Below are 14,607 nucleotides of genomic sequence, written 5' to 3' on the forward strand. Positions count from 1 at the left end.
CTCAGAATACCACGACCGAGCGGATGCTTGTCCCGGCGTGCATCAGCTCGAAGGCCTTGTTGATGTCTTCCAGGCCCATGACGTGGGTGATCATCGGGTCGATCTCGATCTTGCCGGTCATGTACATGTCGACGATCTTGGGCACGTCGGTGCGGCCCTTGGCCCCGCCAAACGCGGTGCCGCGCCAGTTGCGGCCGGTGACCAGCTGGAACGGACGGGTGCTGATTTCCTTGCCGGCTTCGGCCACGCCGATGATGATCGAGGTGCCCCAGCCGCGGTGGCAGGCCTCCAGCGCGGTGCGCATGACCTCGGTGTTGCCGGTCGCATCGAAGGTATAGTCGGCCCCGCCGTCGGTCAGCGCGACGATCGCGGCCACGGTCTCTTCGCGGCTCATGCCCTTTGAATTGAGGAAGTCGGTCATGCCGAACTTGCGGCCCCATTCCTCGCGTGCCGGGTTGATGTCGACCCCGACGATCTTGCCCGCGCCGGCCAGCCGCGCGCCCTGGATCACGTTGAGCCCGATCCCGCCGAGCCCGAACACCACGACATTGTCGCCGACCTGGACCTTGGCGGTGTTGACCACCGCGCCGACCCCGGTGGTCACCCCGCAGCCGATGTAGCAGCTCGACTGGAACGGGGCGTCCTCGCGGATTTTGGCTACGGCGATTTCGGGCAGCACGGTGAAGTTGGAAAAGGTGCTGCAGCCCATGTAGTGGAAAATGGTCTCACCCTTGTAGCTGAACCGGCTGGTCCCGTCGGGCATCAGCCCCTTGCCCTGGGTGGCGCGGATCGCGGTGCACAGGTTGGTTTTGCCGCTGAGGCACGACTTACACTGGCGGCATTCGGGGGTGTAGAGCGGGATGACATGGTCGCCCGGCTTGACGCTGGTCACCCCGGCGCCGACTTCGCGGACGATCCCGGCGCCCTCGTGGCCCAGTACGCTGGGGAAGATCCCCTCGCTGTCGAAGCCGTCGAGGGTATAGGCATCGGTGTGGCAGATCCCGGTCGCCATGATCTCGACCAGGACTTCGCCCGCCTTGGGCCCTTCAAGGTCAAGCTCGACGATCTCGAGCGGCTGCTTGGCGGCAAAGGCAACTGCGGCGCGGGTCTTCATTTCTGGGCTCTCCTGGTCTTCAGCATTCGACGACATTGACGGCCAGGCCGCCAAGCGATGTTTCCTTGTACTTGGCTCGCATATCCATCCCGGTCTGGCGCATTGTTTCGATCACCTTGTCAAGGCTGACCATGTGCGAACCATCGCCCATCATGGCGAGGCGCGAGGCATCGATCGCCTTGACCGCGCCCATTGCATTACGCTCGATGCAGGGAATTTGCACCAGTCCGCCAACCGGATCGCAGGTCAGCCCAAGGTTGTGCTCCATCCCGATCTCGGCGGCGTTTTCGACCTGGGCATTGCTGCCGCCAAGCGCAGCAGTCAGCCCGGCCGCGGCCATCGAGCAGGCAACCCCGACTTCCCCCTGGCAGCCGACCTCGGCCCCGGAAATTGACGCGTTCTTCTTGTACAGCGCGCCGATTGCCGCGGCGGTCAGCAGGAATATGCGGCGGGTTTCGGCGGTGCCCTGATAGCAGCGATCGTGGAAGCGCATGACCGCCGGAATGATCCCGGCGGCGCCGTTGGTCGGCGCAGTGACGACGCGGCCGCCGGCGGCATTCTCTTCGTTGACCGCCATGGCCCACAGATTGATCCAGTCGAGCACGGCCAGCGGATCGCTGAGATTGGCTCCTTGCCGGGCGCTGAGCTCCTCGGTCAGGCACGGTGCGCGGCGTTTGACCTTGAGCCCGCCGGGAAGCACGCCGGTCTGGCGGCAGCCGCGGTCGATCGATTCCGACATTGCCTGAGCGATAGCATCGAGCGCAGCCTCGACCTGCTCGGCCGGCTGACGGACGCATTCATTGGCAAAGACCAGATCGGCAAAGCGCAGGCCTGTGCTTTCGCCCAGCTCCAGCAGTTCGGTGCCCGAGGCAAAGTCATAGGGCAGGCTGGCGTGATCGCTGGCGGTGCGGCTGTTGCTGCCGGCCTCATCCTCATCGACGACAAAGCCCCCGCCGACCGAATAGTACATCCGCCGGCCCAGTTCCTTGCCGGCATCATCGAGCGCTGAAAATGCCAGTGCGTTGGTGTGGAAGGGCTGGCGGGTCCGCTGATGGAAGACCATGTCGACGGCTGGATCGAAAGCGATCGACCGGCCATCGGACATCCGGACCGACTTCTGCGCGGTGACATCGGCAACGATCTGCGGAACCTGATCGACATCGATCGTGGCAGGGGCCGCGCCGCACAGGCCCAGGATGATCGCGTGATCGGTGGCGTGGCCCTTGCCGGTCAGCGCCAGCGAGCCATACAGGTCGACGTGCAGGCTCGCGGTCTTGCCGAGCAGGCCCTGCCCATCCAGCCACGCGACAAAGCGGCCCGCGGCAACCATCGGCCCGGTGGTGTGCGAGCTGGACGGTCCGATCCCGACCTTGAACAATTCGAAGGTGCTGATGCTCACAACGGTGCCGGGACAGTAACGACCAGCGGCGTGTGGCCGGTGGCTTGAAGGAATCGCAGCAAATCAGCGCCGGAAAGGCCCAGTGTGGCTGTATTGCGAAGGGGGTGCACGTTGACGCAGTCCGCGTCGGCAAGCCTGCTGTCAATCACGACACGAACCAGGGCTGCTTCGTCGTTGAATGCCGCCAGCGGCGTGACCGATCCGGGCGTAACGCCAAGCAAACGTTCCATATCGTCCGCCTTGCCGAAACTGACTTTCCTGGACCCGATCGCGGCGGGCAAGGCCTTCAGATCGACCCGGGCATCGTGCGGCACGGTCACGATCCAGAACTGTCCAGTAGCGTCCTTGAGGAACAGGTTCTTGGTGTGCATCCCGGCAATGGCCGCGTGCAGGCTTTCGCTTTCTTCGACTGTGAAGACGGCGTCATGCTCGGTAACCGAATAGGCAATCCCCGCGCTGTTCAGTGCGGACAACAGGGACGCTTCGCGGGACAAGGCAGACATTTCGGTCAACGGCTTACTTGAAGACGATGGTGCGGCTGCCGTTGAGCATCACCCGGTGTTCCAGGTGCAGCTTGACCGCGCGCGCCAGGACCCGGCTTTCGGTATCCTGACCCTGCGCGATCAGATCCTCGACCGTATCGGCGTGATCGACGATCGAGACATCCTGCGTGATGATCGGTCCTTCATCGAGGTCGGGCGTGACATAGTGCGCCGTTGCGCCAACCATCTTGACCCCGCGCTCATAGGCCCGGTGATAGGGCTTGGCGCCCTTGAAGCCGGGCAGGAAACTGTGGTGGATATTGATGACGCGGCCATCCAGCTTGCGGCACAGCTGGTCCGACAGCACCTGCATGTAGCGGGCCAGAATGATCAGATCGACCTCTTGCTCTTCCACCAGCTGCATCAAGCGGGCTTCCTGTTCCAGCTTGGTCTCGGGGGTGATCGGCAGGTGGTAGAAGGGCACGCCCTCGTGTTCGGCGCGTCGCTGCCAGGTGGTATGGTTGGAAACGACGCTGGTCACTTCCATCGGCAGCCGGTTGGTCGAGGTCCGGTAGAGCAGGTCGTTCAGGCAATGGCCGCCCTGGCTGACCATGATCATGGCTTTGAGCTTGCGCCGCAGATCGTGAATGCGCCATTCAAGACGGAAAGCGGTGGCCACCGGGGTAAACGCTTCGGTGAAGCTTTCGATCGTCATGGCCTGCGGTCCGCAGATCGCCACGCGCATGAAGAACCTGCCGGTATAGGCATCGCCGAACTGCGAATTCTCGACGATGTTGCAGTCCTGGCTGGCGATCGAATTGGCAACGGCCGCAACGATGCCCTTGCGATCTTCGGTCGCAATCAGAAGTACGAAATCGGCAGTTTTTTGCATTGCGTCCCCACCCTTGAGCGCCGGCGGAACGGGCTAGCGTCTAGTCGCGCCCCGGTCCATTGAACCCAGCGCTACATTAGCGGCTCTGATAGCAACATGTAGAAGTTGTGATCGATGCACTAACAATTTTTACCGGACAGGAAAATTTGGTGAATTGCCACTTGGATCGCGCAGGGACAGCCTTCATCGCGTCTGAATGGGATTGCCAAAGATCCGACAGGCTCAGGGCACATATGGGGAGACAGAAATTGAAAGCCAGCTGGAAAATGTCGTCGGCCATTGTCGCGGTGGCAATGCTCGGAGCAGGCGGTACACCCGTTTTTGCCCAGGACGCGGCCCAAACTGCGGACGACGGGGGCATCGAGCAGATCGTCGTGACGGCAACGCGGCGCGATGAAGCCGCCAACTCCATTCCGCTCGCGATTCAGGCCGTAGGCGGCAAGCAGCTTGAGCAGCTCAACGTCACCAACTTCGAAAAGCTGGTAGAATATCTTCCCTCGGTGCGCACCGCGTCGCGCGGGCCGGGGATTTCCTCGATCTACATCCGCGGCCTGTCGACGGATACGGCGGGGTCGCAGATTCTGGGCGTGGCCGGCGTGCAGCCCAACGTCGCGCTTTACATCAACGACGCGCCGGCCTCCACGCCGGGCCGCAACCTTGACATTCACCCGACTGACATCAACCGCATCGAAGTGCTGGCCGGTCCGCAGGGTACCCTGTTCGGCGCCAACGCGATGGGCGGCGCGATCCGCTATATCACCAACAAGCCCGATCTGGCCGAATTCCACGCCGGGTTCAGCGGCAATGCTTCTACGACCAAGGGTGGCGCGCCCAGCTTCGGTGTCGATGCTTTCGTCAACCTGCCGATCGTCAAGGACAAGCTGGGCCTGCGCCTGGCGGTCTACAGCGATCACCAGGGCGGCTATATCGACAACGTCGCCGGGACCTATCGCATGCCTTGGGATGCGGGCGGCCCGGGCCGCCTGCCGACCGGCAACCCGCTGCTGGTCCAGCAAGCGATCCAGTCGTGCGTCGGCGTCGTGAACTGCGTTGCCACAGCGACCGGAACCACTGGTGGTTTCCGGGTTCCGCTGCGCCGGTCGATCACCAACAACAACTTCATCGAGGACAACTATAACGACGCCAACTACAACGGCGGCCGCGGAACGCTGACCTATCAGATCGACGAAGACTGGTCGATCGAGGCGATGACGCTGTATCAGGAACTCAAGACCAACGGCGTGTTCGACTATGCCCCGGGGGTCGGTGATCTCAAGGTTCAGCAATATGGTCCGAACACGCTGAAGGACACGATCAGCCTGACCACGCTGACCCTCAAGGGCCGTCTGGGCATTCTCGATCTGATCTACACCTCGTCCTATCAGGATCACCACGCGGTCCAGCAGGCCGACTATGCCAAGTACGCCAATATCGGCCTGTTCATGCCCTACTACAACTGCGATCGCGGTGTGTACTATGCAGGGTACGCCAATTCCGCGGCAAGCGGTCAGACGTGCTACTCGCCGGCCAACAGCTACAAGGTCAACGACCGCAACCGGCGCTGGACGCAGGAATTCCGCATCACGACGCCGTCGGACAAGCGGGTCCGCGCCACGCTTGGCGTGTTCTATGACGTCAACCGGCTCTATGACATTACGCAGTGGAACTATGTGCTGCCCGATGCCGGTTTCGTCTATAATCTGGCGCCGAACCCGGCGGTAAATCAGGAAATCAACGCCGGCGTCCTGCCGGGCGCGGGCTTCGTCAACACCATCCTGCGGCGTGACCGCCAGTTCTCGGTCTATGGCGAAGCTTCCTTCGACATAATTCCAGACAAGCTGATCCTCACCGGCGGTGCCCGCTATTACAACGAGAACGCCTCGATGTACGGCGGGTCGAGCACCAGCTTCGTTGGTGGCATTCGCCAGAACTGCAGCGCAGTCACGACCGATCCGGCCACCGGACTGACAACCTGCGTCTATACGCCGCTGGCCACCCCGCCGACCGTTCTTGGTGCAAGTTCAGTGCTGTCGACGCGGCTCGCGGGGATCAACCCAACGACCTACACGGGCGTGCTTTTCAAGGGCAACTTGACTTACAAGCTTGATCCGACTTCGCTGGTCTACCTGACCTATTCCGAAGGGTTCCGCCCCGGCGGCTTCAACCGCAAGGGCTGCAACAATCCGAACGGCTCGGGTGGTCTTTCAGCTGCCGCCTGCTCGGCCAATCGCGCTTATGCACCGGATAGCGTCAAGAACTATGAATTGGGCGCAAAGCTGGGGCTGTTCGACCGCAAGTTGCAGGTCAACCTGGCAGCCTACATCATCGATTGGCGCGACATCCAGATCGCGGCGTTCGATCAGAACATCTCGAACCAGACCTTCGTCAACAATCTGGCCAATGCCCGGATCCACGGGATCGAAGGCGACATCACCGCGCGGCCGAGCCATGGCCTGACGCTTAGCGCCGGGTTCTCGTACAACGACACCAAACTGACCGGCTGCTCTGGCTCCGAGGTCGCCCAGACACTCTGTGCACAGGGCGTCATTGCACCTGCGGGAACGCCGCTGGCGCTCAGCCCCAAGTTCCAGGGCAACGTCCGCGTGCGCTACGAATGGGAAATGGAAAATGGGCTGAAGCCGTTCGTTCAGGCCGGGTTCCACCATGTCGGCAGCACGATCACGTCCGATCTGGTCAACGTGAACATCCTCTATGCCTGTGCTTCGCCTTATTCGGGCTGCGGCGTGCCCTCGACGATCAACGGGGTAACCGTCAACCCTGGCGACGCGATCACGAACCTGCAGAACCAGTTCACCCAGCCGGCCTATAACACGGTCGAGGCGTCGTTCGGGTTCAGCATGGATAACTGGTCGCTGACGGTCTACGGCGAAAACCTGACCAACGAACGACCGCAGCTGTTCACCAGTGCAAACGATGGTGAAAAGCGCGTAACCACATCGCGTCCGCAGACCTTCGGGCTGCGGGTGTCCTACAAGATGTAACGAGGCGTTGCCCGGTCCCGTCCGGGATCGGGCAACGACCTTCGGGTCCGGGCGAGGGCGGCGCCACACAGCGCTGCCCTTGTTCGCGAACAGCGCACTTAGGGATTGGACAATTGGCGCAATCCGGCCAGATTGAACGCATGAAAACCGACCAGAGTCCGCAAGATATGTCGTCGGGCGCGTTCGATGAAGCCGAGCGGCTGGTTGCCGCGGCCCGCGGCGATCTTCAACGCGGCCAGATGGGGGATGCCGAAAACAAGTGCCAGGAAGCGCTGGACCATGTGCCAACACATCGTGAAGCGTTATATCTGCTGGCGGTGATCCAGCGCATTTCCCGCCGCCCGCTGGACAGCCTCGCAAACGTTACCCGGCTGATCGAAGCCGACCCCGGCAATGGCCGCGCCTATCAGGAACGCGGCCATAGTCTGCTGGCGCTGGGCCGGACGGAAGAAGCCCTGGGCGCATTCCAGGACGCCGTCGCCTATAACGCCGGCTTGCTGGCCAGCTGGCGTATCCTGGCTGACATGCATGAGCGCGCCGGCCGGACCGAGGCCGCCCGTTACGCGCGTGCGCAATGCGCTTACCTTGAAAGCCTGCCTGAGGAATTGCAGGCCGTCGTCCGCCTGGTTCAGGAAAACCGGCTTGGCATGGCCGAAAACCAGTGCCGAGCGTTCTTGCAGCGGCATGGCCACCATACCGAGGCGATGCGCCTGCTGGCCGAGATCGGGACCAAGTTCAATTCTTACGAGGAGGCGGAATTTCTGCTTGAAAGCTGCCTGGTGCTCGAACCGCAGAATACCAATGCCCACTTCGACTATGTCAACCTGCTGCAAAAGCGGCAGAAGTTCGGCGAAGCGCTGGACCAGGCACGGGCACTTAGGGACAAGGCGCCCGAAAATGGCCAGTTCGACCTGCTCTATGCCAACCAGAGCCTTGCCGTGGGTGAGTTCGACGAAGCACTGGCGATCTATCGGCGGCACATCGCCAAAATGCCCGACAACCCGACGCTTCACCTGTCGGTCGGCCATGCGCTGAAAACCATCGGCAATCAGGCCGAAGCGATCGCGGCCTATCGCGAAGCGTACCGGGTTCGCCCCGAATTCGGTGATGCCTACTGGAGCCTGGCGAACCTCAAGACTTATCGGTTCGAGCCTGATGAAATTCGCCAGATGCGCGCGTTTGAGAGCCGGCCGACAACAGGGCTGGTCGACCGCTATCACCTCTGCTTCGCACTTGGCAAAGCTCTCGAAGATCGCGGCGACTACGCAGATTCGTTCGCCTATTACGAGCGCGGCAATCGCCTGAAGCGCGATGAACTGGGCTACGACTGGCGCCGGATCACCGCCGAAGTCGCGCTGCAGAAGCAGCATTGCGGGGCAGAGCTGTTCGAACGCTTCACGGGGGCCGGGTGCCAGTCCGCTGACCCGATTTTCATCCTTGGCCTGCCGCGCGCCGGATCGACTTTGCTCGAACAGATCCTGTCGTCGCACAGCCAGGTCGAAGGCACGCTCGAACTGCCCAATATCCTGGCTTTGTCGCACCAGATTGATGGCCGACGCAGGATCGGCGACGAAGCCAATTATCCGGGCAATCTCGTCGATCTCAGTGCAGACCAGCTAACGGAATTCGGCGAGGCCTTCATTCGCGACACCCGCGTCCACCGCAAGCAGGGCAAGGCGTTCTTCATCGACAAGATGCCAAACAATTTCAGGCACATCGCGCTTATCCACCTGATCCTGCCCAACGCCAAGATCATCGATGCCCGGCGCGGGGCGATGGGGTGCTGTTTCTCAGGGTTCAAGCAGCTCTTCGCCGAAGGACAGGAATTCACTTACGGGCTTGAGGAAATCGGTCACTACTATCGCGATTACGTCGACCTGATGGACCATTGGGACAACGTATTGCCCGGCAAGGTGCTTCGCGTCCGCTATGAAGACGTCGTTGCCGATCTCGAAACCCAGGTTCGCCGCCTGCTCGATTTCTGCGGCCTGCCGTTCGAAGCGGCCTGCCTCGAATTCCATCACACCGAAAGAGCGGTGCGCACCGCCAGCTCGGAGCAGGTGCGGCAACCAATCTACAAGACCGGTGTCGATCAATGGGAGAATTTTTCGGATTACCTGGACCCGCTGCGCGGTGTCCTGGGGCCGGAACTGGTCGCAACCTGAAGGGGAGAAGGCATGGCATCAACAGCAGCGACGCACGAGGCGGATATGCCCTCAATGGGGCAGCGCTGGTACGTGCTGATCGTGATGATGCTGGTCTATACGATCAACATTGCCGACCGGTACGTCATGTCCACGGTGCTCGAACCCATCCGGGTCGAGCTCAAGCTGTCCGATGGCGGGGTTGCCTTCCTGACCGGTGTTTCGCTCGCTCTGTTCTATGTCACCATGGGCTTGCCGCTTTCGTGGATTGCCGACCGGCACAATCGGCGCAACCTGCTGTCGTTTTCGATTGCCGTCTGGTCGGTGATGACGACGCTATGCGGTCTGGCAACAGGCTATTGGCATTTGCTGCTGGCCCGGATCGGCGTCGGTATCGGTGAGGCCGGCGGTACGCCGCCATGCAACACCATTGTCGCCGACTATTTTCCGCCCGATCGCCGGGCGATGGCGATGACGATCTTTGCCTTGGGCGCACCGATCGGTGCCTGGCTTGGGGCGGATCTCGCCGGTTATGTCGCCAATGCCTATGGCTGGCGTCATGCCTTCTTTGTGCTGGGCATTCCAGGACTGCTGCTGGCAGTGCTGATCATGGTGACAGTCAAGGAGCCGCCGCGCGGTCGCTACGATGCGCCGATGGAAGGCAATGCTCCTGATTTCGCCGCCACGATGCGGTTCATGCTGTCACAGAAGGCGGCAATCCATACGATGATGGGCAGCGGCGTTTCGGCGCTGTGGGGCTGGGGGCTGATGTGGTTCACTCCTGCCTATATCGAGCGGACCTATGGCTTGCCGGTTGGCGGCGGCGGCGGGGTTCTCGCGCCGATTCACCTGATTGGCGGGATCGGTGCCTCGCTTCTCACGGCGTGGCTATTTGCCAGGCCCAGCTACACCGATCCCCGCAAGATTCTTCGGGTGCTGGCCGTGGTTACCGGACTGGCGACGGTGCCGTCGTTCCTGGCCTATTACACCCACTCGCTCGATACCGCGCGGGTGATGTGGTGGATCTTCATTCCGGCGATCTACTTCTACATCGGCCCGGCCTTTGCCCTGGGCCAGAACTTCGCCCCGCCGAAAATGCGGGCCATGTTCATTGCCATTTCATTGCTTGTCGCGAACGTCTTCAACCTGATTGTCGCGCCGCAGGCCGTGGGCTGGATGAGCGACTATTTCGCTGGCGGCGGAGAGCCAAGCGCAGCCTCGCTGCGGATGGCCCTGCTGGTGCTGGCTCCGACCGGCTTCTGGGCGGCATGGCATTACTGGCGGGCCGAAGCGCTGGCGGTCGAAGACCAGAAGCGGGCGGTGGGTTATGTCTGATCAGCCGCTCAGGTCCTACATTGGTGGTCGCTGGGTAAGCCCGGCGCGATCGACCCAGACCTTCGAGGCGATCAACCCGGCGACCGAAGCGCGCGCTGCGCTGGTCGCGCTGTGCGGCCCCGAAGATGTCGAGAACGCCGTGGCCGCCGCCCGCGCGGCATTCCCTGCCTATTCGGCGCTGTTGCTGGACGAGCGCATCGCGCTGGTGGAACGGCTGATCGCGGTGTTCGAGCGTCGCTATGACGAGATGGTGACGGCGATCTCCACCGAAATGGGCGCGCCCTACGATCTGTCGTGCAATTCGCAGGCGGAGTGCGGGCCGGGCCACCTCAAGGAGACGATCCGCGCGGCCAAGGCCATGGAATGGGAACGCGCGATCGGAACTGGCGGCAGACTGGTACATGAACCGATCGGTGTCTGCGTGCTGATCACGCCGTGGAACTGGCCGATCAATCAGCTTGCTGCAAAGGTCGGCCCGGCCTTGATCGCGGGCTGCACCATGGTGCTCAAACCCAGCGAAGTAGCACCGCTATCTGCACAGCTCTTCGCTGCATTCATCGACGAGGCTGGATTTCCGCCCGGTGTTTTCAACATGTTGCACGGCACCGGACCGATGATCGGTAATGCGCTGACCAGCGATCCGGACGTCGACATGGTTTCCTTCACCGGTTCGACCCGGGCCGGAATTCAGGTTGCGAAGTCGGCGGCAGATACCGTCAAGCGCGTCTCGCAGGAGCTTGGCGGAAAGTCGGCCAACATCGTGTTTGCCGACGCCGGACTGGAAGCGGCGATAACCCGCGGCGTGCTCCACTGTTTCAACAACACCGGGCAATCGTGCAACGCGCCAACCCGCCTGCTGGTGGAGGCGTCAGCCTATGATCAGGCGGTCGAAATTGCCGCGGAAGTGGCGGCAAAGGTCAAACTGGGCGATCCGCGCGACAAGGGGCCGCATCTCGGGCCAGTGGTCAGCAAGCCGCAATACGACAAGATCCAGCATCTGATTCAGGTCGGTATCGACGAAGGCGCGCGGCTGGTTTCCGGCGGTCCCGGACGCGCCGATGGCTTTGCGCGCGGCTACTACGTCAAGCCAACGATCTTTGCCGGCGTCACCAATCAGATGGCCATCGCGCGCGAGGAAATCTTTGGCCCGGTCCTCGTGATGATACCCTTCGCGGATGAGGCCGAGGCGATCGCTATTGCCAATGATACGCCCTACGGCTTGGCGGGCTATGTCCAGAGCGGTGACCTCAATCGCGCACGGCGCGTCGCCCGGCAGGTTCGGGCAGGAAGCGTGCACATCAACGGGGCGGGGCAGGATTATTGCTCGCCGTTCGGGGGCTACAAGCAGTCCGGAAACGGGCGTGAATGGGGCGAATTCGGATTGCACGACTTCCTTGAGGTCAAGGTGATCAACGGGTTTGATCCAACATGAAGCTGACGGGTATCAGGACCTTCGTCGTCGGCAATCCGCCGCCTCACTTCGGCGGGCGCTATTTCGTCTTTGTGAAACTGACGACCGCCTGCGGGATAAGCGGAATCGGCGAAGCCTATTGCGTCCCCTTCGATCCGCACTTGGTGGCGAAGATGATCGAGGACGTCTTTGCCCGCTACGCCGAGGGCCGCGATCCGCATGATATCGAGGCATTGTGGCGCCGCGTCTATTCCAGCGGCTTTACCCAGCACCCCGACCTGACATTGATGGGGGTTTTGAGCGCGCTGGAAATGGCGTGCTGGGACATCGTGGGCAAGGCCGCGGGCCAACCGGTCTACAAGCTGCTTGGCGGCCAGGTGCACGAGAAGCTGCGCGCCTATACCTATATTTATCCGCGGCCAGGCGACCAGAGTGACGTCTATCATGATCCCGATCTGGCGGCGGTGCGCGCGGCGGAATACCTTGCCCAGGGCTTCACCGCTCTGAAGTTCGATCCAGCCGGGCCCTATTCCGCGTTTGACGGGCGGCAGCTGTCGCTTGAGGCGCTGGACCTTAGCGCGCGGTTCGCCCGGCAGCTGCGCGACGCGGTGGGCACCAGGGCCGACCTGCTGTTCGGCACGCACGGCCAGATGACCGCGGCGGGGGCGATTCGCCTGGCACGACGGCTGGAGCCCTTTGATCCCTTATGGCTGGAAGAGCCGGTGCCACCCGATGCGCCGGAGGAGATGGCCAAAGTCGCGCGGGCAACCAGCATTCCGATTGCCACGGGAGAGCGACTGGCCACCAAGTACGATTTTGCACGGCTGCTGCAGGCCGGCAGTGCTGCAATTTTCCAGATGAATCTGGGCCGGGTCGGCGGCTTGCTAGAGGCAAAGAAGATCGCCGGAATGGCCGAAGTGCACCATGTGCAGATTGCACCGCATCTCTATTGCGGACCAATTGTCGGCGCGGCCAATGTCCAGCTCGCCACCTGCTCACCCAATTTCCTGATCCTGGAAAGCATCGAAAGCTGGGGCGGGTTCCACAGCGACATTTTGGTCAAGCCCATGCAGTTCGAGCAGGGGCACGTCATCCCGCCGACAGAACCTGGCCTGGGGGCTGAACTGAATGAGGCAGTGGCCCTGGCCAATCCCTACACCGGTTCGATGCTCCATCTGGAAATGACCCAGACCCCGGTACGGTGATGGAAACGTTCGACTACGTTATCGTTGGCGCCGGCACCGCGGGTTGCGTCCTGGCCAGTCGGCTGACCGAAGACGGCAGGACAACCGTGCTGCTGCTCGAAGCCGGCGGAAGCGACCGCTCGATCTGGATCCAGATGCCGATCGGTTACGGCCGGACTTTCTTCGACCGGCGGATCAACTGGATGTACGATACCGAACCGGTCGAGGCGCTGGGTGGGCGGCGCAGCTATTGGCCGCGGGGTAAGGTCATCGGCGGTTCTGGCTCGATCAATGCAATGGTCTATGTGCGCGGTCAGCCCCACGATTTCGATGATTGGCGCGCCGCCGGCAATCCGGGCTGGGGCTGGGACGACGTGCTGCCATACTTCAAGAAGTCGGAGGATTTCGATCGCTACAGTTCCCATCATGGCCGCGGCGGGCCCCAGCATGTAACCGACATCACTCCGCATGTTCATCCGGTCTGTCACTCCTTTATCGATGCGGCGGCCGCCTTGGGTTTTCCGCCGACCAGCGATTTCAACGGCCAGCATCCCGAAGGGGTCGGGATCTACCATATCAACACCCGCGGCGGCTGGCGGGCCTCCACAGCCAACGCCTTTCTCCATCCCGCGCGCAAGCGTTCCTGCCTGAAAATTCAGTCCAAGGCGCTGGCGACGCGGATAGTGCTGGATGGGCGACGCGCCACCGGTGTCGAATATCTGGTCAATGGCAGAACCGTCACGGCGCAGGCCCGGCGCGAAGTCATACTGAGTGGCGGCGCGATCAATTCGCCGCAACTGCTGATGCTGTCGGGCATCGGCGATCCGGCGCAGCTTGCCGCGCTAGGCATCGCGCCAGTGGTTGCCGCCAAGGCCGTCGGCCAGAACCTGCAGGACCACCTTGCGGTATCGTACTTTTACAAGACTCGCACCGCGACGCTTAACGACATCCTCTATCCGGCAATCGGCAAGGCCATGGCAGGGCTGCGCTACATGTTCGATCGCGCCGGCCCCTTGTCGATGAGCGTCAATCAGAGTGGCGGCTTCGTGCGCAGCGACGCCTCGCAAAAGACGGTCAATCTGCAGCTCTATTTCAGTCCGGTCAGTTATACCAAAACGCCACTGTCAGAGCGCAAGCTGCTCAATCCCGATCCGTTCTCGGCATTTCTGCTGTCGCACAACCCCTGCCGTCCGACCAGTCGCGGCTATATCACGCTGGCGTCAGCGGATCCGACGCAACATCCGGTCATCCAGCCGAACTATCTGGCGACCCAGCACGATATAGACGATGTCCTGGCTGGCAATCGCCTGTTGCGACGGCTTGCCGCAACGAGGCCGCTGGCTGACATTATTACCGAAGAGATCGTCCCGGGCGTCCAGATTGACGGCGACGCCGCTCTGCTCGACGATTTCCGCAACCGCGCCGATACGGTCTACCATCCGACCAGCACCTGCATGATGGGCAGAGATATCGATACAGCGGTGGTCGACCATCGGCTGCGGGTGCATGGCGTACAGGGTTTGCGGGTCATCGATGCGTCGATTTTTCCCAACATTACGTCGGGTAACACGAATGCGCCGACCGTCATGGTGGCGGAAAAAGGCGCCGCGATGGCAATCGAGGATGCACGCGAGATCACCTGAA

General features: G+C 62.1%; 10 protein-coding genes. 6 read left to right on the forward strand and 4 right to left on the reverse strand.

Annotation, left to right across the window (positions count from 1 at the left end; all coding sequences use genetic code 11):
- Position 1 precedes the first annotated feature (1 nt).
- The 4 genes from ACFFF7_RS14670 to purU are packed head-to-tail and all read right to left on the reverse strand — an operon-like array spanning position 2 to position 3,887.
- Positions 2-1,114 carry an S-(hydroxymethyl)glutathione dehydrogenase/class III alcohol dehydrogenase gene (locus tag ACFFF7_RS14670; protein ID WP_379482102.1) on the reverse strand — a complete coding sequence of 371 codons (1,113 nt, stop codon included), beginning with the start codon at positions 1,112-1,114 and terminating at the stop codon, positions 2-4.
- Positions 1,115-1,133: 19 nt separating this feature from the next.
- Positions 1,134-2,513, reverse strand: a complete 1,380-nt coding sequence (locus ACFFF7_RS14675) for an L-serine ammonia-lyase (RefSeq protein WP_379482103.1) — start codon at positions 2,511-2,513, stop codon at positions 1,134-1,136.
- Positions 2,510-2,986 (reverse strand): prolyl-tRNA synthetase associated domain-containing protein, encoded by a 477-nt coding sequence (locus tag ACFFF7_RS14680; RefSeq protein ID WP_379482104.1) that lies wholly within the window; start codon positions 2,984-2,986, stop codon positions 2,510-2,512. Before ACFFF7_RS14680 ends, ACFFF7_RS14675 begins: the two co-directional genes overlap by 4 nt.
- Before the next feature lie 43 nt (positions 2,987-3,029).
- Complete coding sequence (purU, locus tag ACFFF7_RS14685) at positions 3,030-3,887, reverse strand: formyltetrahydrofolate deformylase (protein ID WP_379482105.1); 858 nt, start codon at positions 3,885-3,887, stop codon at positions 3,030-3,032.
- Between the two features lie 266 nt (positions 3,888-4,153).
- Between purU and ACFFF7_RS14690 the strand changes: the two genes are divergently transcribed.
- From ACFFF7_RS14690 to ACFFF7_RS14715, 6 genes are all read left to right on the forward strand, one after another.
- A complete protein-coding gene (locus tag ACFFF7_RS14690) occupies positions 4,154-6,889 on the forward strand; it encodes a TonB-dependent receptor (RefSeq protein WP_379482106.1) in 2,736 nt (911 codons plus the stop codon).
- A gap of 140 nt (positions 6,890-7,029) precedes the next feature.
- Entirely contained in the window at positions 7,030-9,054 is a 2,025-nt protein-coding gene (locus ACFFF7_RS14695; RefSeq protein ID WP_379482107.1) for a tetratricopeptide repeat-containing sulfotransferase family protein, read from the forward strand.
- 12 nt (positions 9,055-9,066) lie between these two features.
- Positions 9,067-10,368, forward strand: coding sequence for a spinster family MFS transporter (locus ACFFF7_RS14700; protein WP_379482108.1), 1,302 nt, complete (start codon positions 9,067-9,069; stop codon positions 10,366-10,368).
- Positions 10,361-11,800, forward strand: coding sequence for an aldehyde dehydrogenase family protein (locus ACFFF7_RS14705; RefSeq protein WP_379482109.1), 1,440 nt, complete (start codon positions 10,361-10,363; stop codon positions 11,798-11,800). The genes ACFFF7_RS14700 and ACFFF7_RS14705 overlap by 8 nt, the downstream gene beginning before the upstream one ends.
- Entirely contained in the window at positions 11,797-12,984 is a 1,188-nt protein-coding gene (locus ACFFF7_RS14710) for a mandelate racemase/muconate lactonizing enzyme family protein (RefSeq protein ID WP_379482110.1), read from the forward strand. Before ACFFF7_RS14705 ends, ACFFF7_RS14710 begins: the two co-directional genes overlap by 4 nt.
- A complete protein-coding gene (locus ACFFF7_RS14715; RefSeq protein ID WP_379482111.1) occupies positions 12,984-14,606 on the forward strand; it encodes a GMC family oxidoreductase in 1,623 nt (540 codons plus the stop codon). The genes ACFFF7_RS14710 and ACFFF7_RS14715 overlap by 1 nt, the downstream gene beginning before the upstream one ends.
- Position 14,607: the final 1 nt, after the last annotated feature.

Source organism: Novosphingobium aquiterrae (genome assembly GCF_042434435.1).
GTDB classification, from domain to species: domain Bacteria; phylum Pseudomonadota; class Alphaproteobacteria; order Sphingomonadales; family Sphingomonadaceae; genus Novosphingobium; species Novosphingobium aquiterrae.